Below are 21,305 nucleotides of genomic sequence, written 5' to 3'. Positions count from 1 at the left end.
CTATTTAGACCGAATTAACAGGACGTGCGGGATTAGGTGCTTTTAAAATCCGGTTAATCTTGTTGATCCAGTCAGAATACCTTTCATGTTGCGGACGGTTGACATGATAAAAACGGTCGGCATTATAGGCGGATGTCTACAGAGAAAAACCAGATCGAATTGCAATTAAAACAGGTTCAGGCTGCCATGCTGCACTGCCTGAAGGACACCAATCTGAACCGCCTGATTCCGGATAACAAGAATATTCTCGGCAGCGGCAAAATGCTCCGATCGCAGCTGGTGCTGGCGCTGGGTGCGGCCAACGGGATTCCGGAAAAGGAACTGATCAACGCGGCGGCCGCTGTAGACATGATCCATGGGGCCAGCCTGCTGCATGACGATGTGATTGACGGCGGCATTATCCGCCGGGGTGCCCCGACCTTCTGGAAAAAATACGGGGTCAACGGTGCAATTCTGTTCGGCGATGTCCTGATGTTTAAAGCGTTGTCGCTTCTGGTGGCTGTAAACCGTGTGGATCTGCTGAGCGAGCTGATCGACCGCACGGGCGAAGTCTGCCGTTCCGAAGTCGAACAGGAACTGATCCTGCGCGGCTCACCGGGCACCTGGGAAGAATGCGAACTGGTCGGCCGTTATAAAACCGGCTCCCTTTTTGCGTTTGCGGCGGTGGCCGGCGGAAACCGGGAAAAAGAACAGACGGATGCGCTGCGCGAGGCGGGCTATATTCTGGGTACAGCCTATCAGCTGGCCGACGATGTTCTGGATGCCTCCGGAAACGAGGAAATTTCGGGAAAAACGCTCGGAACGGATGATAAACGCGGCAAAACCACGGCGATTACGGCCACGAAAAACGCTCCGGAAGATCCGGTTGCCTATCTCTTCCAGCTCTTGGAAAATGCCTTAAATCTGCTGAAAAAATGGCCTGAAATACATGGGGCATGGGATAGGTTTTTAAAGATGACCATGGTCCCTGTATTGGAAAAACACGTCAACGCATCCGTTGATTAGCAACGGTTAACGATTTCCAAACGAATCGTGAGCGTATTTGTAATAATTTTGACTTTCCGCAATACAGTCAAATCGGTATAGAGATACCCATTAAACCGTTTTTTCTTTTTTCAAGGGAGAACTTCCAAGGGCAGAAATAGCATTCGATGTATTTTTATCTAATTTGTCTCATGACATTTTGACTGAATAGCGATAGGTTTCTGCGCTTTTCAGCAACAAGGTAAGATTTTGTACAAGAAATCCGAGGAGTGAAAATAGCGTGGCTAACTTCAAAATTAAAAAAGGCTTCGATGTCAAAGTGGTCGGAAAACCGTCCGCCAACATCGAAGAATATGCGAGCCAGCAGCTTTTCACGGTCTACCCTTCCGAATTTGAAGGGCTGAAGCTTCGCCTTAAGGTTAAGGCAGGCGACACTGTGAAGCGCGGCGACGTATTGTTCGAAAACAAGAAAAACGAAAAGATGGTTTTTCGTTCACCCTGCGCCGGCACGGTCAAGGCAATCAATCTGGGCGCACGGCGCTTTCCGGTTGAAATCCAGATCGAAAAGGATCCGCAGAGCCAGGACCGTGTTACGTTCGAGACCTATACCCGCGACAGTGTGGGACAGCTCTCCCGCGAACAAGTGGCGGATCATCTGCTGAACACCGGCGTCTGGCCGTTGATCAAGCAGCGTCCCTTCAACAAGATGGCCGATCCGGACACAGCGCCGAAGGCGGTCTTCATCAATGCCTGCAACTCCGCACCGTTCCAAGCGGATTTCAGCGTTGTCCTTAAAGGAGACGAAGAGGCGTTCCAAACCGGCATTAATGCGTTGGCAAAGCTGACCGAAGGCAAAGTTCACCTTTGTAAATCGGCCGGCTCCGACGTACCGGACTTTAAAAATGCGGAAAGCCACACGTTTGCCGGCAAACATCCCTCCGGCAACACCAGCGTACACATCAACCGGATCAGCCCGATTCTGCCGCATGACACGGTTTATACCGTTTCAGCTCAGGATGTAATCCTGATCGGTAAAACCCTGCTGACCGGGGAGCTTCCGAAAACCAAGATTATCGCGCTTGCGGGCCCTGCGGTTAAGGAAGAGTTCCGCAAATATTATAAGGTGGAGATTGCTGCATCGCTGGAATCCTTGCTGAATAAAGCCATTGAGGGGGATGAAGTCCGCCTGATCAACGGAAATATTCTCTGGGGAGACAAACTGAAGGCCGATACGTGCGTGCCGTTCTACGGTTCGGAAATTTTCGCGCTCGAAGAAGACCGTTCGCGCCACCTGATGGGCTGGACGATGCCCGGCTTGTTTCAGTACAGCGCACACCGGGTGAATGTTTCTTCGTTCTTCGGATTTTCCCATGACTGGAAACTCGGCACCAGCCTGCACGGTTCGCACCGCGCCATGGTGGTTACCGGCTGGCTGGATAAATTCCAGCCGCTGAACATCATGACCGACTTTCTGATGCGTGCCGCTCTGGCTCATGACACCGATGAAATGATTCAGCTCGGTATCCTTGAAACCGATCCGGAAGATTTTGCACTGGCTTCCTTTGTTGACCCGCACAAGACCGACATCTGCGGTATCATCAAGCGCGGCCTGGAAGAGATCGAGGAGGAAGGAATTTAATGAAAGCCCTATTCGACTTTATGGATAAGAACATTGCTCCGCTTTTTGAAAAAGGCGGCAAGTTCGAGCGCCTCTATCCCCTGTGGGAAGCGGGCGACACCTTTAACCGCACGCCTGGCGATGTTACCCCGAGTGCTCCGCACGTTCGTGACTCCATCGATCAGAAACGGCTGATGATCTTCGTCATCTATGCCCTGATTCCGTGTATTCTTTTCGGAATCTGGAACGCGGGCAACCAGTTCAATCTGGCCAACGGCATTGAGGCAACATTCGGAGCTGATATGGCCCGCGGTGCACTGATGGTTCTTCCGATCATCTTTGTTTCGTACGCAGTCGGCGGCATCTGGGAAGTGCTCTTCGCGGTTATACGACGACACGAGATCAACGAAGGCTTCCTGGTCACCGGCATGCTGTTCCCGCTGACACTGGCCCCGACGATTCCACTCTGGCAGGTTGCTGTGGGTATCTCGTTCGGCATCGTAATCGGCAAGGAAATATTCGGCGGCGTGGGATACAATATCCTGAACCCGGCCCTGACCGCCCGTGCGTTCCTGTTCTTCGCCTATCCGGCGCAGATATCGGGCGACAAGGTCTGGGTCGGCTCACTCGCAGAATCCCCTTCCATCGTCAACTCCATCCTCGGTCACTCCGGTGAATATGTTGATGGGGTAACCCAGGCCACTCCGCTGGCAGTTGCTGCAGCAGCAAAAGGGAGCGGAATGGCGGCGGTCGATGCTTTGAACCATGCGGGATACACCATTCAGAACCTCACCGTCGGCAACATTCCGGGCTCAATCGGCTCCACGTCGGCGATTGCCGTTCTGATCGGTATGGGCTTCCTGATCCTGACCGGTATTGCCTCCTGGCGCGTTATGCTCAGCGGCATTCTGGGATGCGGTCTGATGGGCCTGCTTTTCAATGTACTGCCGCTCGATAACGAGTTTGCGGCCCTGCCCTACTATTACCATATTGCCATGGGCGGCTTCCTCTTCGGCATCGTATTCATGGCCACTGACCCGGTTTCGGCGTCAGCGACCAATACCGGCAAGTTCATCTACGGCTTCCTGATCGGAGCCCTGACCGTACTGATCCGCGTGGCCAATCCGGCCTATCCGGAAGGGGCCATGCTGGCTATCCTGTTCATGAACGTGATGGCTCCGCTGGTGGACCACTTTGTGGTTCAGGGACACATCAAAAAACGTACTGCTTATGCGAGGGCTTTGAACAATGCGTGAAGATACTAGAACCTTGGTTTTTGCAGCGGGCACCTGCCTGGTTGTGAGCCTGTTGCTCTCCGTGACGGCCGCAGCACTCAAGCCGGCGCAGGTTGCAAATGAAAAGCTGGATGTGAAGAAAAACATCATCAAAGCATTCGGCATTGATATTTCCGATAAAGCGGAATGGACACCGGAGAAGATTGAAGAAACCTTCGCAACCTTCATTGCTGATGCCTCTTCCGACGACCTGCTGGTCTACACCTGGACGGACGAAGGCGCAGAGGCCCCTTCCAAATATGCCTTCCCGATTTCGGGCAAAGGGCTCTGGGGCGATATTTATGGGTACCTTGCTCTGCAGGATGACCTGGAAACGATCGCCGGTATCAGTTTCTACAAACACGTCGAGACCCCCGGTCTCGGTGCTGAAATTGAGAAGCCGTGGTTCCAGAACGACTTCAAGGGCAAAAAGCTCTATGAAGACAACGGAACCCCGACTGAATTCAGAGTGGTTAAGCCCGGCGCCGAAAAAGACGAGTCCGCGGTGGACGGCATCTCGGGCGCAACGCTGACCGGAAAAGGTGTACAGGCTTTCATTCGAAAGGATGCCGCCACGTATGCAGAATATTTCAAATCGCTTAAGGAGGACGACTAATGGCTTCCGCTGCTAAAAAAATGTTGCTGGATCCGTTTTCGGATAACAACCCGATTACCGTTCAGGTACTCGGCATCTGCTCCGCACTCGCGGTAACCGTCAAGCTCGACACCGCCATCGTGATGACGCTGGCATTGACCTCGGTTGTGACGCTCTCCAACCTGGTGATCTCGTTGCTGCGAAACGTTATCCCCGCCGGCATTCGAATGATTGTCGAAATGGCGGTGATTGCATCTCTGGTTATTATTGCCGACCAGTTGCTGAAAGCGTTTCTCTTTGATATCTCGAAACAGCTTTCGGTTTTTGTGGGCCTGATTATCACGAACTGTATCGTGATGGGACGCGCCGAAGCCTTCGCCCTGCAGAATGGACCGAAAGAGTCATTGCTCGACGGTCTCGGCAACGGCATCGGCTACGGCATCATCCTGATCGCGGTTGCGGCTATTCGCGAATTTATCGGCTTCGGTACCCTGTATAATTTCCCGGTTCTTCCGGAAAATTACATGGGCAACGGCCTGGTGCTGCTGGCACCGGGAGCATTTATCATCCTGGGCCTGCTCATCTGGCTGCAGCGCACCATTACCAAATATGTGGAGGAGTAAGCCATGGATCTGATCAGTTTAGCTGTTGAATCAATCTTCATTCAAAACATCCTGTTGGCATCGTTCCTGGGGATGTGTTCCTTCCTCGCGTGTTCGAAGAAGGTCGATACGGCCATCGGTCTCGGTTTCGCGGTAATTTTCGTTCTGACGATTACCGTACCGGCCAACTGGGCCATCTATACCTTCCTGCTGAAGCCGGGCGCACTTGCCTGGGCGGGGCTTCCGGATCTGGACCTGAGCTTCCTGAACTTCATCTGCTTCATTGCAACGATCGCCTCCATGGTACAGCTCGTTGAGATGATTCTGGATAAGTTTTTCCCGGCGCTCTACCACGCACTGGGCATCTTCCTGCCGCTGATTACGGTAAACTGCGCCATCCTCGGGGGTTCGCTCTTTATGGTGGAACGCAGCTACGGGTTTGCGGAATCCGTCGTCTACGGCGCAAGCTCCGGCACCGGCTGGTTGCTGGCTATTGCGGCTATGGCAGCCATTCGTAAAAAACTGCGCTACTCCCATCTGCCGGACGGCCTCAAGGGACTGGGGATCACCATGATCATGACCGGCCTGATGGCGATGGCATTTATGTGCTTCGCGGGGATCAGCCTTTAACCGGGAACAGGAATTATGGAAAACGTAACGTATATTATTTCAAGTGTCGTCGTCTTCACATTGGTGATCATGACGCTGGTCGCCCTGTTGATGATTGCGGCGAAGAAGCTGGTTCCGCAGGGTCTGGTTAAGCTCAACATCAACGAAGGCAACCGCGAGGTGGAAGTCAAGCCGGGGTCGTCCCTGCTGTCGGCTCTGGCCACCGACAAAATCTTCCTTCCGTCCGCCTGCGGCGGCGGCGGAACCTGCGCCATGTGTAAATGCAAGGTGCTCGAAGGCGGCGGAGACCTGCTGCCGACGGAAGCCGGTCAGGTCACCAAAGCCGAAGCCAAAGAAGGGGTTCGCCTCGCCTGCCAGCTCAAGGTCAAGGAAGACATGAAGCTCGATATTGAGCCGTCCATCCTCGACATTAAGAAGTACGAGTGCACCGTTCGCTCCAACGACAATGTGGCTACCTTTATTAAAGAGCTCGTCGTGGAACTGCCGAAAGGAGAAAAACTCGACTTCCGTGCGGGGGGCTACATTCAGATCGATGTCCCGGCTTACAAAGATCTTTCATACAAGAATTTTGATATCGCTGACGAATATCGCAGCGATTGGGATAAATTCAATGTATGGGACAATGTCGCCTCGAACGACGAGCCCTGCTTCCGGGCCTATTCGATGGCCAACTTCCCGCTGGAAGATGACATCATCATGCTCAACATCCGTATCGCGTCTCCGCCTCCGGGCTCGAGCTATCCGCCAGGCATCTGCTCCAGCTATGTGTTTGACCTGAAACCCGGAGACAAGATCACGATCTCGGGTCCGTACGGTGAGTTCTTCGCGCAGGAAACGGATCGCGAAATGTGCTTCATCGGCGGCGGTGCCGGTATGGCACCAATGCGTTCCCACATCTACGATCAGCTCAAACGCATCGGTACCGACCGTAAGCTCACCTTCTGGTACGGGGGCCGTTCGCTGACCGAGCTGTTCTATGTGGAAGAATTCCGGGAACTTGAAAAACAATTCCCTAACTTCGAATTCCACATCGCGCTCAGTGATCCGCTCCCTGAAGATAACTGGGACGGACCGACCGGATTCATCCATCAGGTTGTGCTCGATAACTACCTCGACCAGCATGAGGATCCGACCGAGATTGAATACTACCTCTGCGGACCGCCGATCATGCTCAAATGCGTGAAGGATATGTGCCACGACCTCGGTGTTGAACCCGAGATGATTCTGGCCGACGACTTCGGCATTTAAGTTCCTGCGGCTGAAAGATTCAGCCAATGGAAAAAGAAGCCCGCCCTGAAATTCAGGCGGGCTTTTTTCGTGGCCGTGGGCCGTCATGGTTTGGTTTGACCTCCCCTTGTTCACGACATAAAGTGGCCGGTATAAATAAGGCCATCAACTGGAGGCAACGGTGTCTGATCATAAAAAACGGAAAAAAGGCTATAAGAAAAACGGAAAGCTTGAACGAGAATACTATGAAACTGAACTTCGGCGTCTTCAGGTTGAGCTGGTCAAAATGCAGGAATGGATCAAACATAAAGGCCTTAAAGTCGTGGTTCTGTTCGAAGGCCGCGATGCCGCAGGAAAAGGCGGCACCATCAAACGTATTACCGAATGCCTGAATCCCCGCGTCTGCAATGTGGTTGCAAAAGGGAAGCCGACCGAACGCGAAGAAAAACAATGGTATTTCCAGCGCTACGTTCCCCACCTGCCCGCCGAAGGCGAAATGGTCCTTTTCGACCGCTCATGGTACAACTGTCCTGTGGTCGACCGCGTGATGGGTTTTGTGACCGAAGAGGAGGTAAAGGAATTTTTCATTGCCTGCCCTCAATTTGAAACCATGCTCATCCGCGCCAATACCTATCTTGTCAAATACTGGTTTTCGGTCAGTGACGAGGAACAGGAGCGCCGCTTTAAAGACCGGATGGAGGATCCCACCAAACGTTGGAAAATCAGCCCCATCGATATGAAATCACGCCGGAAATGGGTGGAATATTCCAAGGCCAAAGATGAGATGTTCGAAAAAACCGATATTCCCGAATGCCCGTGGTGGGTGGTGGAAGCTGATGATAAAAAGAAAGCACGACTGAACTGCATATCCCACCTGCTCAGCCAGATTCCCTACGAGGATATCACCCCGGAACAGATCGAACTTCCTCCTCGGCAGGATTACGGCGACTACAAACGGCCGCCTCATTCCCAACAGAACTTCATTCCCCACATCTATTAATTTTCAAAAGCCAGTCCGTCCGAAGTCCATGGACTTCAGCTCCGGATCACCTTGAATTTTCAACGGCTTCGTTAGGCGAGTCGGTCGTCGGCAATATGCCAATCGAGATCTTCGATGACACTGAGTTCAACAATGTTTTCTGCTTTATCCAACAGTTCCTGACACTCCGGACTCAGATTGAGCAGATGCAGAAATTTGCCCTGATCCGCATAACGCTCAGTAATATTATTGATCGCTTCGATGGCGGAATGGTCGTACACCCGTGCTTTTTCAAAGTCGATCACCACATCCTGCGGATCATTCAGCGGATCAAACAGATCTTTAAAGGACTGGGCCGAACCGAAAAACAGTGCACTTTCGAGTTTATAGATTTTTGCCCCGTTTTCCGCTTTGTCGATTTTCGCATGGATTTTCTTCCCGTGCTCCCACGCAAATGCCAATGCGGAAACAATGATGCCCACGAGTACAGCAATCGCAAGGTCGTGCAGCACGGTGACAACGGAAACGAGAATAATAATAAAAATGTCCATTTTCGGCACACTGCCGAACAGACGCAGGCTCGACCATTCGAAGGTACCGATAACCACCATGAACATAACGCCGACCAGCGCAGCCAGCGGGATGATTTCCACCAGCGGTGCGGCTACCAGCAGAATCAGCAGCAGAAACATTGCCGCGGAAATACCGGAAAGACGCCCGCGGCCGCCACCGCGGATATTGATCATACTCTGGCCGATCATGGCGCAGCCGCCCATGCCCCCGAAAAATCCATTCACCAGATTGGCGAGGCCCTGACCGATACACTCTTTGTTTCCCCGCCCGCGGGTTTCGGTAATTTCATCCACCAGCGTCAATGTCATCAGCGATTCAATGAGACCGACAGCCGCCGCCAATGCGGAATACGGTAAAATCAGCTTAAGATTTTCCCACGAAAAAGAAACTTCCGGAATTCCGAAGGTTGGAAAACCGGCGGCAATGGTTTCTTTGGTCGGATCCATACCCTGCACAAAATCAAGTACATTGCGTGAAGTATGAATTCCCATTTTATCAAAGACCAGAGAGAGAACCGTCACCACAACAATGCCGGCCAGCGTCGCCGGAACGGCTTTGGTGAGTTTCGGCAGAAAAAAGCTGATGGCCATCGTCAGAGCAATCATACCGCCCATAAAGGCCAGATCGGCCCCCGGGAGCAGATGTGCGTCTTCACCATGGCCGACATAAAACATTTCAAACTGCGATTTAAAGATAATGATAGCCAGGCCGTTTACAAATCCCAGCATCACCGGATGCGGTACCATACGAATAAATTTACCCAGTTTAAATATTCCGAACAGCATCTGAAATATCCCCATCAGGATCACTGCGGCAAAAAGATAGCCCTCTTTGGTCACTCCTTCGGGCAGGATCCCCGGCTGAGCCAGCTCGATCATCAGCGGAGCGAAAATGACGGCAACCGCACCGGTCGCCCCGGAGATCATTCCCGGACGTCCGCCGAAGATCGCCGTAATCAGTCCCATCATAAAAGCGGCATAAAGACCAATGACCGGATCCACCTTTGCCACAAACGAAAAGGCCACTGCTTCGGGTACGAGAGCCAGAGCCACAGTCAGACCGGAAAGCAGGTCGTTTTTTACATTCCGCGGACGTTCGATCTTCAGTTTGAACAGCGTGTTGGTTTTGGTCATGAAATTTTCCGTTTTGTGGTTGATGTATTCCTGCCCCATAAAAGCGCGCGACTATCCCAGAATAAAAAGCCATGGCGAGTTTTTTAACCGACTTTTCCGCCCGCAGGTTTTGCATTTTTCCAAGGATTGGAAGCCGGTGGCGTTGACACCTTCGGACCGTTTGAATACATTGCGCCCTTTACTTGCGAACCCGAAGCACAAGACGAAGGAGACTCCACCATGGCCGCAAAAAAAGATACTCCGAAAGATCCCGCCTCTGCACTCAGCGCAGTCGTTTCACAGATTCAGAAACAGTACGGGGAGGGTGCCATCGTCAAACTCGGAGATGCCTCAGCCAATCAGCACATTGAATCGATTTCCACCGGCGCGTTAACCGTTGACCTGGCCTTGGGCATCGGCGGTCTCCCGCGCGGCCGCATCGTCGAGATCTACGGTCCGGAATCCTCCGGTAAAACCACCCTGGTTTCCCACGTGATTGCCAACGCGCAGAAGGCCGGAGGCTCCGCAGCGTTCATTGACACCGAGCATGCGCTCGACCCGGGCTATGCCAAAAAAATCGGTGTAGACATTGATAACCTGCTGGTTTCCCAGCCGGATTCCGGAGAAGAAGCACTCAACATTTGTGAAGCACTCGTGAAGAGTAATTCACTCGACGTGGTGGTGGTCGACTCAGTGGCCGCCCTCGCCCCGCGCGCTGAACTCGATGGCGAAATGGGCCAGTCCCACGTCGGCCTGCAGGCCCGCCTGATGTCGCAGGCGCTGCGCAAACTCGTTTCCGCCATCAACCACTCCCGCTGCATCTGTATTTTCACCAACCAGATCCGTGAAAAAGTGGGCGTCATGTTCGGCAGTCCGGAAACCACCCCCGGCGGCCGCGCACTGAAATTCTACTCCTCGGTCCGCCTCGATATCCGCCGTATCGGCCAACTGAAAGATTCCTCCGGCAATGTCTACGGCAACCGCACCCGCGTAAAAGTGGTGAAAAACAAGGTGGCCGCCCCCTTCACGCAGGCGGAGTTTGACATCCTTTATGCTGAAGGCATCTCCTACACCGGCTCGGTGATTGATGCAGCGATTGACGCCGGTATTATTGACAAAAAAGGCTCCTGGCTTTCCATGGACGGTACGCAGCTGGGGCAAGGCCGCGATGCCGCCGTAAGGGCGCTGAAGGAAGACAAGGAACTCTGTGATTCGGTTATTGAACGAATTCATAAAACCCGCGAAGAAACTGCCGAGAAATAAACCATGCATGCTGTTCCAAACCCCAAAGCCACTACAAACACTGCAGTGAGCTTTGCGGTTCCGGCTCGCGCTCTGTGCACCGCTGCGGTGATTTTCCTCTCAGGATGCGATACGGAAAAGACCTCCGCCGCCGATCTCCCGGCGTTTGACGGACAGAAGGCCTATGCCGAGGTCGAGGCGCTGGTGCAGTTCTCCCCCCGCGATGCGGGGACTTCCGGAGGCTGGAAGGCGGCAAAACATATTTTCCAACGGCTGGAAAATTTCGGTATTGATGCCGAAATGGATGAATTTACCGATATCACCCCGGAGGGTGAAAAAACGATGATCAACGTCATCGGCATGATTCCCGGGAAACAAAAAGAATGGATCATTCTCGGCTCTCATTTCGACACCATGCCCGGCATTGACAACTTCCAAGGTGCCAACGATTCGGGGTCAAGTACCGGCGTCCTGCTGGAGCTTGCCCGCATGATCCAAACCTCAAAGGTCCAACCGGATATCGGCCTGATCTTTGCCTTTTTTGATGGAGAAGAAGGCATCTCCGACTACATTCCCGGCGACGGACTCCACGGCAGCCGCCATATGGCCCGCCAGCTGGTGCAGCGAGGTGATCACCTGAAAATCCGCGCCATGATCCTGCTGGATATGGTCGGAGACCATGACCTGAAATTCACCCTGCCCTACAACAGCTCCAGAGATCTGGTGCAGGAAACGTTCAAAGCAGCCCATACTCTGGGCTGTCGCGACCGATTCACTCTTTCAAGATCGATTATCACCGACGACCATGTGCCGTTTCTGGATATCGGCATTCCGGCGATTGACCTCATTGATTTCAAGTTCGGCTCCGAGCCCGGACTGAACGACCTCTGGCATACCGAGGCCGATAATCTGCAAAACATTAGTGCAGAGAGCCTTGAAATCACGGGCAACATCACCCTACAATTGTTTAAACAGATTGCATTTGAGCAAAACAGGGAGTAATCGCATCATCATTTAAATATTTTATTAATGAAGGGGCTTGTCAGACCCAATCAAACCATTTATATCGATAGCTCTTTTACCAAAAAAATCGGAGACGGAGAGTACCATGGCAGAAGAAATGAAGCACCTGATCGAGCAGATTCAGAAAGAAGGGATAGAAAAAGCCAACACCGAGGCGGATTCCATTATCTCTCTGGCCAAAGAGAAGGCCGCAAAAATTGTCGCCGACGCGGAAGCGAAAGCGCAGGAAAGCCTGAAGCAGGCCGAAATCGAATCTGCCGCATTTGCCGACCGGTCCGTGAAAACCCTCGAGCAGGCTGCACGTGATCTGCTGATCACTGTCGGCCAGGGATGCGAAAAAGTGGTAACCGAAACGCTGGGCAAAGAAGTCGACACTGCACTCAGCGGCGACCTGCTTCAAAAGATGATTGCCGATGTGATCACCCAGAGCGGAAACAATGCCACGGTAACCGTCAGCGAAGCCGATAAGTCCGCCCTCGCCACCTATTGTTCAAGCTTGGCCTCCTCATCCGGAAAAAGCGTTGAGCTCGTTTCCGACAATGAAGTGCTCAGCGGTTTCAAAGTGGTTTTCGAAGGTAAGAGCGTTTCTCTCGACTACACCGGCGAAGCGGTGGCCGATGCTCTTGCGGCCTATCTTCGTCCTGAACTTGCAAAAATTGTGAGCGGCATCGCCCGTGAACAGATTTCCAACTAACGGTAGCGGATGATGGCCTACTACTCACTTGTAGCCAGTCTGCCGAGTCTCCAGATCGGGGACGAGCCTCCGGTATCCGTTGAACAGTATATTGAAAACTGTTCGCAATGGATAACTGAACGCGAAACAGGCATTCTGAAAGCGGTCCTGCTCAATGAGCCCGTTGCCGCCCCCTGCCCGCTCTGCAAAGCCTGGCATAATCTGGAAACACAGCTGCGCAACGCCGTGGCCCGCCACCGCGGCCAGAAACTCGGCGTCGATTTCAAGGAATACATCCAGCCGCACGAAGGGTTCAGCGGAACAGTAGAGGTGCTGGTGAAAGATGCCTTCACCCGCAGCGATCCACTTGAACTCGAGCAGGAGCTCGACCGTGCACGATGGCAGCTGGCCGAAGAATTAATCGGCGAAGACACCTTCGGATTCAGCAAGGTGCTGGCTTACGGGATCCAGCTTAAAATTGTTGAACGCTGGAACAGTATGGACGTTTCGGTCGGCAAGGGAAACATCGAGGCCGTCATTACAGCAAACACTGAAAAAGAAGAGGTCGCGGAAACCGAATAATCCGCGGCTGTTGCTTTTATTGGGATAGAGGAAAAAGATTATGAGCGAAAACATCGGTAAAGTAATCGGGGTAAACGGCAACCTGCTGAAGGTTGAGTTTGATAAACCCGTGATCCAGAACGAAGTGGCCTACGCCTGTGTCGGCTCCGGCGACCTTAAGCTGAAAGCGGAGGTTATCCGTGTGCGAGGCAACAGCGCCGAACTGCAGGTATTTGAAGATACGATCGGCCTGAAAGTCGGCGACCCGGTTGAATTCACCGGCGACCTGCTTTCTGTGGAACTCGGTCCCGGCCTGCTGACACAGGTTTTTGACGGCCTTCAGAATCCTCTCCCCCGTCTGGCTGAAGAATCGGGATTCTTCCTGCAGCGCGGCAAATACCTCGATCCGCTTCCTCGCGATAAAAAATGGAATTACACCCCTGTCGTAAACGTCGGCGACACCGTAATTGCCGGCGACACGCTGGGAACGGTTCCGGAAGGGCTCTATGATCACAAGATCATGACCCCGTTCAACCTCCGCGGTAAGTGGAAAGTGAAAGAAGCCGCTCCGGCCGGCGAATATACCGTTGAGCAGGTTATCGCAACGCTCGAAGACGATAAAGGCAACACCCGCGATTGCAAAATCATGCAGATCTGGCCGGTGAAAATGCCGATCAAATGTTACTCGGAACGGCTCCGTCCAACCGAATCCATGGCTTCCGGCATGCGGACCATCGATACCTTTTTCCCGGTTGCCAAAGGCGGCACCTTCTGTGTTCCGGGTCCGTTCGGTGCAGGTAAAACCGTACTGCAGCAGATTATATCACGTAATGCCGATGTGGATATTGTGATCATTGCAGCCTGCGGCGAACGTGCCGGAGAGGTGGTCGAAACACTCCGAGAATTCCCGGAACTGACCGACCCGCGTACAGGAAAATCGCTGATGGAACGTACGCTCATCATTTGTAACACCTCATCCATGCCGGTAGCGGCCCGTGAAGCATCCGTCTACACCGGCGTAACGCTGGCCGAATACTACCGCCAAATGGGACTCGACGTTCTGTTGCTGGCTGACTCTACCTCCCGCTGGGCGCAGGCTCTGCGCGAAATGTCCGGTCGTCTGGAAGAAATTCCCGGCGAGGAAGCCTTCCCGGCTTATCTGGAATCCGTGATTGCCTCATTCTATGAACGTGGCGGAGTGGTGAAACTCAACAATGGCGAAACCGGCTCGGTCACCATTGGCGGAACCGTTTCACCGGCCGGCGGTAACTTCGAAGAACCGGTAACGCAGGCCACCCTGAAAGTGGTCGGCGCTTTCCACGGTCTTTCGCGTGCCCGTTCCGATGCCCGCCGCTACCCGGCAATCGACCCGCTCGATTCCTGGAGCAAATATCCTTCTGTCGTTCCACTGGATAAGGTTTCCAAAGCCCGGAAAATCCTGCGCGACGGTTCAGAAGTCGGCCAGATGATGAAAGTGGTCGGTGAAGAAGGCACCTCAATAGATGACTTCGTGCTGTACTTGAAATCAGAATATATCGATGCCACCTATCTCCAGCAGAACGCTTTCAACGAAACCGATGCGGCCAACTCGGTCGAACGTCAGGAATATGTTTTTGACCGGTTGCTTAAACTGCTGGATACCAAAATGAAATTTAAGGACAAAGGGGAAGCCCGTTCGTTCTTCCAGCAGCTCACGCAGACCTGCCGCGACTGGAACAACAGTGAATTCCAGTCCGATGACTTTAAGAGAATTGAAGAGGAAATGAGTAAAGCGCTCGCGGAGGTTTCTGACTATGCAGAATAAAGTGTATCACCGTATTGAACAGATCACCGGTAACGTGATCGTGGTTAAAGCTGACGGCGTCATCAACGGCGAGCTTGCTCTGGTTGATTCCAATCACGGCGTGTCAATGGCTCAGGTCATCCGCCTCGACAGAGAAGACGTATATCTGCAGGTGTTCTCCGGCGGTCGAGGTGTCGGCACCGACTCCAAGGTCCGTTTCCTGGGCCGAACCATGCAGATTCCGTTTTCTGACAATCTGCTCGGCCGTGTATTCTCCGGTTCCGGCGAACCGCGTGACAACGGCCCGGAAATCGAAGAAAACATGATCGAAATCGGCGGTCCTTCTGTTAACCCGGCAAAACGTATCATTCCGCGGAATATGGTGCGTACCGGCATTCCGATGATCGATGTGTTCAACACCCTCGTCGAATCGCAGAAGCTGCCGATTTTCTCGGTGGCCGGCGAGCCCTATAACGACCTGCTTGCGCAGATCGCCCTGCAGGCCGAAGTGGATGTGATTATCCTCGGCGGCATGGGCCTCAAATACGACGATTATCTTTTCTTCCGTGACAAGCTGGACGAAAGCGGCGCCCTTTCCCGCACCGTGATGTTCGTCCACACGGCATCCGACCCGACGGTTGAATGTCTGCTTGTTCCCGATGTTTCGCTGGCGGTGGCCGAACAGTACGCCCAGGAAGACAAACGGGTACTTGTGCTGCTGACCGACATGACCAACTTTGCCGACTCCATGAAGGAAGTGGCGATTACCATGGAACAGATTCCATCGAACCGCGGCTATCCCGGCGATTTATACTCCCAGCTCGCGGCCCGTTACGAAAAAGCCGTGGACTTTGAAGGCAGCGGCTCCATCACCCTGCTCGCAGTGACGACGATGCCGGGCGATGACGTGACCCATCCGGTTCCGGATAACACCGGTTACATCACCGAAGGTCAGTTCTATCTCAAGAACGGACGTATTGAACCCTTCGGCTCGCTCTCCCGTCTGAAACAGCAGGTGAACGACCGGACCCGCGAAGACCACCGGGTTATCATGGACACCATGATTCAGCTCTACGCAAACTATAAAGAAACCCTCGAAAAACAGTCGATGGGATTCCGAATGTCCGACTGGGATACCAAGCTGCTTAAATACGGTGAAAAATTTGAAACCAGCATGATGGATATCACCGTCAACACCCCGCTCGAAGAAGCCCTCGACAACGGCTGGAAAATCCTGGCCGACTGTTTTGAACCTTCAGAAACCGGTATTCAATCCAAGTACACTGACCAATTCTGGCCGAAGGGTTAATGAGGATGAATCCACAGATTTCACTGATTAGCACGGATTTAATAATCAGGGAAATCTGCGTAATCTGTGGATAGGAAATCATGGCAAAAATTAAATTAACCAAAAACGAGCTCAAGACGCAGCGCGATTCGCTTAAGCGGTTCCAGCGCTACCTGCCGACGCTCCAGCTCAAAAAGCAGCAGCTTCAGATGGAGATGCGCCGCCTCGATCAGGAAATTGAGGAAAAACGCGACGAAGAGCAGGAAGCCCGCGCGCAGCTCAGCTCATGGATTCAGCTCTATTCCGAACCGATTGATCTGGGTCCTTATGCTGAACTGGAAACGCTGAAGACGTCTCATGGCAATATTGCCGGGGTAAATATTCCGATTCTGGACGATCTGGTTTTCAAAGAGATCCCAATGAACCTCTTCGAAACCGAAGCCTGGACCGATGAAGGGGTCAACACCCTCAAACAGTTGACCCGTCTGCGGGTGGAACGCCAGATTCTGGAAGAACAGCACCGTCTGCTTGGTGAGGAACTGCGGACCACCACCCAGCGCGTGAACCTCTTCGAAAAAGTCAAGATTCCGGAAGCGAAGGAAAATATCCGCGTCATCCGTATTTTCATGGGGGATCAGCAGACTGCCGCCGTGGCCCGATCCAAAATCGCGAAGGGGAAAAACGCATGATCGTAAAAATGAAGAAACTTACGCTCCTGTGCACCCGTTCGCAACAGGACGCTACGCTGGAAAAACTGCGCGCCCTCAAAGTCGTGCACATTGAACACGTACAGGCACCTTCCAGCGGAAAACTGGAAGAAGCCCGCAACCACCTGCTGTATGTACAGCGTGCCCAGGAAGTACTGCGCGCCCGTCCCGACACCGATCCGACCGGCAAAGATGCCGACCAGCTGGTTGATGCCGTATGGAAGCTTCTCGAAACAGAGAAACAGCTGCAGGAACAGCTGCAGGGCCTCAAACATGAAATTGAGCGTATTTCCCCGTTTGGAGAATTTGATCCGCGCGACCTCAAAAAGCTGCAGGCCGAAGGGGTTTATGCAAAGCTTTATAAGCTGTCGCTCAAAGAACCCTGCGAAATCCCGGACAGCGTCGCCATTGAAGAAATCAGCCGCGACAAAACAGACCGGTATGTTTTTGCGGTATCCCGCGAAATGTTCACCCTTCCGGCTCACGAAATCCGGCTGCCCGACCGTTCCCTGAGCCGCCTTCAGCGTCATCTCGAAAAAACGGAAAAAGGCCTCGAAGAAACGGAAGCCGAATTGCAGAGCTATGCGGGCGATAAAGCCCTCGTCGATAAAATTGCAGACGCCGCCGCCGACAAAGTGACCTATCTGGAAACGCAGGCCGGTATGGGCACCGACTCGGCCATCGTTTATCTTAAAGGGTTTTATCCAGCAGACCGCGAGAGCGAGATCGAAACAGCGGCTGCCGAGTATGGCTGGGGTCTGACCTTTGAGGATGTTACCGACGAAGATGAAGCCCCCACCCTCCTGCGCAACCCGAAGTGGGTCAAACCGATTCAGGCCGTACTGGATGTAATCGGCGTTGTCCCCGGATACAAAGAGCTGGACGTCAGTGCCATCTTTCTGATTTTCCTCAGCATCTTCTTCGCCTTCCTCATCGGCGATGCCGGCTACGGTCTGCTGTTCATCGGACTCACACTGTTTGGCAAGGTGAAGACGAAAGGTAATGAAGCCGCTCAGCCGGGGCTGAACCTGCTGCTGATCATGAGTACCTGTTGCGTGATCTTCGGAGGACTTACCGGAAACTATTTCGGCATTCCAACCGAAAGCCTTCCGGCGCCGCTTCAGGCAATCACCAATGACTTCATGACCGGACTCTCTACAGAGACCGGACTCCGCGATCCGGATGTGGCAGCAAACAACATCATGTTCATCTGTTTTGTCATCGGTGCTGTCCACATCACCATTGCTCACGTCTGGAACTTTATCCGAAAAATAAACAGTGTTTCCTGCCTCTCAGATCTCGGCTGGATTCTCTCCACCTGGGGACTGTTCTTCCTGGTCCTGGAAATGGTGATCGGCGCTGATGCCATTCCGATTCCTATGATGTCGAAAAATATCCTCGGCGGAATGGTCGGTTCCGGCGCACTCCTGATCCTGATCAGTCTGCTGGCCAAAAAAGAGTTCTTCGGCCTGGTTACACTGGCGCTCGATCTGATCAACAACTTCGTGGACATCATTTCATATGTACGTCTCTATGCAGTGGGTGCGGCTTCGCTCGCCATCGCCGTTGCGTTCAATGAAATGGCTCTGGGTATGGGCTTCAAAGGGCTCGCATCGCTCGGTGCCGCCCTCATCCTGTTTCTCGGTCACGGACTGAACATCATTCTTTGTGCAATGGGTATCCTGGTACACGGCATTCGCCTGAACACTTTGGAATTCTCGGGACACGCCGGTGTGGAATGGGGCGGTATTCACTACAACCCGTTTAAGAAGAAAAACGAAACTTTAAATAATTAGAATCGACAATAGGAGGTAATACAATGGACATCGCAATCACAGCAGCAGAAGCAACAAAAATCGGAGCTGCAATGGCACTCGGATTCGGCGCAATCGGATCAGCACTGGGTACAGGAACCGCAGGGATGGCCGGTATCGGCGCATGGAAAAAATGCTACCTGCAGGGCAAAGCCGCTCCCTTCATCCTGCTCGTATTCATTGGTGCTCCGCTGTCGCAGACCATATACGGCATGCTGCTCATGAACTTCATTCTGAATGCCGCTGAACCGAGCAATGCCCATCTTTATGCCGGCATTATCGGCGGTATTGCCATGGGCTTCTCTGCTTGGTATCAGGGTAAAGCCGGTGCGGCAGGTTCTGACGCTCTTGCCGAAACCGGACAGGGATTCGGTAACTACCTCACCGTTCTCGGTATCGTGGAAACCGTGGCCCTCTTCGTGATGATTTTCATCCAGAAAGCCCTCTAAATTTTCCAATGATTGGAAACAGAAAACGCCCGTCGCTTCCGCGACCGGGCGTTTTTTCGTTTTTATCCCGTGTTACGGGACCTGCCAAATCAATATTTAGACCGAATATAATCTTCTAAACATAATACACGGTCATTATGGTCCTTTCTACAATCCGAAAGGCCTCATAATGAATTCTAATTTTTTCAGCTTTTTCATACGCCTGCTCTTTTCGGCCGGCCTCCTGCTGGTCCACACTCCGGCTCTGGCTCTTGTGGTTTTGAATACGGAAGATGCCGGACCAGGAAGCCTGCGGCAGGCCATTCTTGATGCAGCCCTGGATGAAGTCATCACCTTCTCCACCAATCTTTCAGGCCAAACCATTCATCTCACCGGCGGTGAGCTGACTCTTGGAAAAAATGAAACAATTGATGCCTCCGCTCTGGCGGAGGGGATCATTTTGGATGCAGCACATTTGTCACGGATTTTCGTGATTTCAAATTCGTCGAGCAATCACCTACATGGATTGACGATTCAAAATGGCACTTACAATTCGCAGAGCAGAGGGGCCGGCGGTATCTTCTGTTATGGGTATGTCGAGCTGACGGACTGCACCGTCCAGTCCAATGACAGAGGCATTTACACGTCCTACGGCGAAGTCTCTCTGGTTCGCTCGACCATTTCCGGAAATTCAGATCTCGGCATGTACAATTACAACGGGATCATTAACACCTTCCAAACGGAAATCTCTGATAATCCAGACGGTGGAATATTTAACGAAACAGGCACGATTGCCATCGATCAATCAACCGTTGCACGGAATACATCATCATCGGGTGGCGGACTGAAAAGCATCACCGGTCCTATCAAGATTACCCAATCCACCTTCGCAGATAATTTTTCAACCAATTCAGGCGGCGCGCTATCGATCACTTCCGGCGACCTGACCATTCTTCAATCAACATTTTCCTCGAATGCATCGAGCAATTCAGGCGGTGCGATTTATTTTAACAGCGGAACATTCAATATCACCAACTCGATCGTATGCGGAAATAGCGCTCCGGTGTCGCCCAACATCGATGGAACCCTGAATTCGAGTCACAATAATTTAATTGATATCGATGCTCTTCTCACCCCGCTTGGTGATTATGGTGGCCCGACTCCATCCATGCCGCCTCAACCGGGAAGCCCGGCCATTGATACCGGAACATCGCTTCACTTTTCGACCGATCAACGTGGATACTCCCGCATATATGGTGAAGCTAAAGCTAATTATTCTTTCTCTAATACCAATTTAGTCGGAGTCATGATTGTGACAGAAGGCAGTGCTCCTGAAACCGGAACCATCACCAATAATAGTTTTCTTCTCACGCCGGAAACCGAGTGGCAGAAATCATCGCTGATTCTTCCGGACCTTGGCCTGATGGCTGGTTTTTCTGCCTCCTTTAAATATCGTTATACGGCACCTTCCAATAGCGTATATAATCCAGCAGACGGCATGAGTTTTTCTTTTGGTCCGGCCCCGACTGTTCCTGTTGGAGAAAACGGTATCACCACCGATGGACATGCCGTCAGCTTTAACCTGTACAACGGGAACCATCCAACGGATGCCGCGTTCCGGTATATTCGCACCACCGACGATCCGCTAACATTTACCTCCCCGATTCCATTCGGTCGGTTCACTGACGCGAACAAATGGCACGATATCGAGATTCAACTCGATCCTGAAGGCATACTGAATGTTTGGTTTAACGGATCGAATGTACTGGAAAATATTCAAACCGATTATAGTCCCACCCCCGGCGACCGCTTTACATTTGGTGCGCGTACCGCCAGCGGTTTTTCCGAACAACGTATTGATGAAATCCGCGTCACCGTCGGAAGGCAGGATATTGGAGCGGCGGAGTGGACCCCGCTAGAGGATCCGATTTGGGTCACGATTCTCGATGATGTTGTAGACACTATTTTCACAAACGGCATCTCTTTGCGCGAAGCGATTCAGTACAACCGTTCAATTGGAGGCGGCTGCAGCATCGGATTTGATCCGGCGCTGAACGGACAGATCTTGGCCCAAACGAACAGCCAGTTCACCATCAACCAAAATTTAACGATTGATGCATCCAACCTCCCTAACAAGATCCAGCTGTACTGAACAAATCCATCACGATCTACCTTTTTCACGATCAATGGTT

Annotated in this window: 19 protein-coding genes; 18 read left to right on the top strand and 1 reads right to left on the bottom strand. The window is 52.6% G+C overall.

Features of this window, described 5'->3' with window-relative positions; genetic code table 11:
- The first annotated feature begins 132 nt into the window (after positions 1–132).
- The 8 genes from P9H32_RS17740 to ppk2 all read left to right on the top strand — a co-directional run bounded on the left by P9H32_RS17740 (position 133) and on the right by ppk2 (position 7,930).
- Positions 133–1,005, top strand: coding sequence for a polyprenyl synthetase family protein (locus P9H32_RS17740; RefSeq protein ID WP_322610262.1), 873 nt, complete (start codon positions 133–135; stop codon positions 1,003–1,005).
- Positions 1,006–1,264: 259 nt separating this feature from the next.
- The gene (locus tag P9H32_RS17735; protein ID WP_322610261.1) at positions 1,265–2,623 is read left to right on the top strand and encodes a Na(+)-translocating NADH-quinone reductase subunit A; all 1,359 of its coding nucleotides are present in this window, start codon (positions 1,265–1,267) and stop codon (positions 2,621–2,623) included.
- Positions 2,623–3,858: an NADH:ubiquinone reductase (Na(+)-transporting) subunit B gene (locus tag P9H32_RS17730; protein WP_322610260.1), complete on the top strand. Its 1,236-nt coding sequence runs from the start codon at positions 2,623–2,625 to the stop codon at positions 3,856–3,858. Before P9H32_RS17735 ends, P9H32_RS17730 begins: the two co-directional genes overlap by 1 nt.
- A complete protein-coding gene (gene nqrC, locus P9H32_RS17725; protein WP_322610259.1) occupies positions 3,851–4,492 on the top strand; it encodes an NADH:ubiquinone reductase (Na(+)-transporting) subunit C in 642 nt (213 codons plus the stop codon). The genes P9H32_RS17730 and nqrC overlap by 8 nt, the downstream gene beginning before the upstream one ends.
- Positions 4,492–5,094 (top strand): NADH:ubiquinone reductase (Na(+)-transporting) subunit D, encoded by a 603-nt coding sequence (locus P9H32_RS17720; protein WP_322610258.1) that lies wholly within the window; start codon positions 4,492–4,494, stop codon positions 5,092–5,094. Before nqrC ends, P9H32_RS17720 begins: the two co-directional genes overlap by 1 nt.
- A gap of 3 nt (positions 5,095–5,097) precedes the next feature.
- Positions 5,098–5,703 (top strand): NADH:ubiquinone reductase (Na(+)-transporting) subunit E, encoded by a 606-nt coding sequence (gene nqrE / locus P9H32_RS17715; RefSeq protein ID WP_322610257.1) that lies wholly within the window; start codon positions 5,098–5,100, stop codon positions 5,701–5,703.
- Between the two features lie 15 nt (positions 5,704–5,718).
- Positions 5,719–6,951, top strand: coding sequence for an NADH:ubiquinone reductase (Na(+)-transporting) subunit F (gene nqrF / locus P9H32_RS17710; protein ID WP_322610256.1), 1,233 nt, complete (start codon positions 5,719–5,721; stop codon positions 6,949–6,951).
- Between the two features lie 160 nt (positions 6,952–7,111).
- A complete protein-coding gene (gene ppk2 / locus P9H32_RS17705) occupies positions 7,112–7,930 on the top strand; it encodes a polyphosphate kinase 2 (RefSeq protein ID WP_322610255.1) in 819 nt (272 codons plus the stop codon).
- A 71-nt stretch (positions 7,931–8,001) separates the two neighbouring features.
- Here ppk2 and P9H32_RS17700 read toward each other — a convergent pair whose 3' ends face one another.
- Positions 8,002–9,615: a SulP family inorganic anion transporter gene (locus P9H32_RS17700; protein ID WP_322610254.1), complete on the bottom strand. Its 1,614-nt coding sequence runs from the start codon at positions 9,613–9,615 to the stop codon at positions 8,002–8,004.
- Between the two features lie 219 nt (positions 9,616–9,834).
- Between P9H32_RS17700 and recA the strand changes: the two genes are divergently transcribed.
- The 10 genes from recA (at position 9,835) to P9H32_RS17650 (ending at position 21,265) form a co-directional block, all read left to right on the top strand.
- Positions 9,835–10,857, top strand: coding sequence for a recombinase RecA (recA, locus tag P9H32_RS17695; RefSeq protein ID WP_322610253.1), 1,023 nt, complete (start codon positions 9,835–9,837; stop codon positions 10,855–10,857).
- A gap of 3 nt (positions 10,858–10,860) precedes the next feature.
- The gene (locus P9H32_RS17690) at positions 10,861–11,838 is read left to right on the top strand and encodes a M28 family metallopeptidase (protein WP_322610252.1); all 978 of its coding nucleotides are present in this window, start codon (positions 10,861–10,863) and stop codon (positions 11,836–11,838) included.
- 106 nt (positions 11,839–11,944) lie between these two features.
- Complete coding sequence (locus P9H32_RS17685; RefSeq protein ID WP_322610251.1) at positions 11,945–12,553, top strand: hypothetical protein; 609 nt, start codon at positions 11,945–11,947, stop codon at positions 12,551–12,553.
- Between the two features lie 9 nt (positions 12,554–12,562).
- Positions 12,563–13,114, top strand: coding sequence for a DUF2764 family protein (locus P9H32_RS17680; protein WP_322610250.1), 552 nt, complete (start codon positions 12,563–12,565; stop codon positions 13,112–13,114).
- Between the two features lie 40 nt (positions 13,115–13,154).
- Positions 13,155–14,897, top strand: a complete 1,743-nt coding sequence (locus tag P9H32_RS17675) for a V-type ATP synthase subunit A (RefSeq protein WP_322610249.1) — start codon at positions 13,155–13,157, stop codon at positions 14,895–14,897.
- Positions 14,887–16,185, top strand: coding sequence for a V-type ATP synthase subunit B (locus P9H32_RS17670; protein ID WP_322610248.1), 1,299 nt, complete (start codon positions 14,887–14,889; stop codon positions 16,183–16,185). Before P9H32_RS17675 ends, P9H32_RS17670 begins: the two co-directional genes overlap by 11 nt.
- Before the next feature lie 80 nt (positions 16,186–16,265).
- On the top strand, positions 16,266–16,853 hold the full coding sequence (locus tag P9H32_RS17665) for a V-type ATP synthase subunit D (protein WP_322610247.1): 588 nt from the start codon (positions 16,266–16,268) through the stop codon (positions 16,851–16,853).
- Complete coding sequence (locus P9H32_RS17660; RefSeq protein ID WP_322610246.1) at positions 16,850–18,667, top strand: V-type ATP synthase subunit I; 1,818 nt, start codon at positions 16,850–16,852, stop codon at positions 18,665–18,667. The genes P9H32_RS17665 and P9H32_RS17660 overlap by 4 nt, the downstream gene beginning before the upstream one ends.
- 23 nt (positions 18,668–18,690) lie before the next feature.
- Positions 18,691–19,134 carry a hypothetical protein gene (locus P9H32_RS17655; RefSeq protein ID WP_322610245.1) on the top strand — a complete coding sequence of 148 codons (444 nt, stop codon included), beginning with the start codon at positions 18,691–18,693 and terminating at the stop codon, positions 19,132–19,134.
- Positions 19,135–19,393: 259 nt separating this feature from the next.
- Complete coding sequence (locus P9H32_RS17650) at positions 19,394–21,265, top strand: choice-of-anchor Q domain-containing protein (RefSeq protein ID WP_322610244.1); 1,872 nt, start codon at positions 19,394–19,396, stop codon at positions 21,263–21,265.
- Positions 21,266–21,305 lie beyond the last annotated feature (40 nt).

This window comes from Pontiella agarivorans (assembly GCF_034531395.1).
In the GTDB taxonomy this organism is placed as follows: domain Bacteria; phylum Verrucomicrobiota; class Kiritimatiellia; order Kiritimatiellales; family Pontiellaceae; genus Pontiella; species Pontiella agarivorans.
This window is presented reverse-complemented; position numbering and strand designations above follow the sequence as displayed.

Excerpts from the sequence above, each read along its gene's own strand:
- P9H32_RS17740 (WP_322610262.1), top strand. The coding sequence starts at position 133 with ATGTCTACAGAGAAAAACCAGATCGAATTGCAATTAAAACAGGTTCAG.
- P9H32_RS17730 (WP_322610260.1), top strand. The coding sequence starts at position 2,623 with ATGAAAGCCCTATTCGACTTTATGGATAAGAACATTGCTCCGCTTTTT.
- nqrC (WP_322610259.1), top strand. The coding sequence starts at position 3,851 with ATGCGTGAAGATACTAGAACCTTGGTTTTTGCAGCGGGCACCTGCCTG.
- P9H32_RS17720 (WP_322610258.1), top strand. The coding sequence starts at position 4,492 with ATGGCTTCCGCTGCTAAAAAAATGTTGCTGGATCCGTTTTCGGATAAC.
- nqrE (WP_322610257.1), top strand. The coding sequence starts at position 5,098 with ATGGATCTGATCAGTTTAGCTGTTGAATCAATCTTCATTCAAAACATC.
- nqrF (WP_322610256.1), top strand. The coding sequence starts at position 5,719 with ATGGAAAACGTAACGTATATTATTTCAAGTGTCGTCGTCTTCACATTG.
- P9H32_RS17700 (WP_322610254.1), bottom strand. The coding sequence starts at position 9,615 with ATGACCAAAACCAACACGCTGTTCAAACTGAAGATCGAACGTCCGCGG.
- recA (WP_322610253.1), top strand. The coding sequence starts at position 9,835 with ATGGCCGCAAAAAAAGATACTCCGAAAGATCCCGCCTCTGCACTCAGC.
- P9H32_RS17690 (WP_322610252.1), top strand. The coding sequence starts at position 10,861 with ATGCATGCTGTTCCAAACCCCAAAGCCACTACAAACACTGCAGTGAGC.
- P9H32_RS17685 (WP_322610251.1), top strand. The coding sequence starts at position 11,945 with ATGGCAGAAGAAATGAAGCACCTGATCGAGCAGATTCAGAAAGAAGGG.
- P9H32_RS17680 (WP_322610250.1), top strand. The coding sequence starts at position 12,563 with ATGATGGCCTACTACTCACTTGTAGCCAGTCTGCCGAGTCTCCAGATC.
- P9H32_RS17675 (WP_322610249.1), top strand. The coding sequence starts at position 13,155 with ATGAGCGAAAACATCGGTAAAGTAATCGGGGTAAACGGCAACCTGCTG.
- P9H32_RS17670 (WP_322610248.1), top strand. The coding sequence starts at position 14,887 with ATGCAGAATAAAGTGTATCACCGTATTGAACAGATCACCGGTAACGTG.
- P9H32_RS17665 (WP_322610247.1), top strand. The coding sequence starts at position 16,266 with ATGGCAAAAATTAAATTAACCAAAAACGAGCTCAAGACGCAGCGCGAT.
- P9H32_RS17660 (WP_322610246.1), top strand. The coding sequence starts at position 16,850 with ATGATCGTAAAAATGAAGAAACTTACGCTCCTGTGCACCCGTTCGCAA.
- P9H32_RS17655 (WP_322610245.1), top strand. The coding sequence starts at position 18,691 with ATGGACATCGCAATCACAGCAGCAGAAGCAACAAAAATCGGAGCTGCA.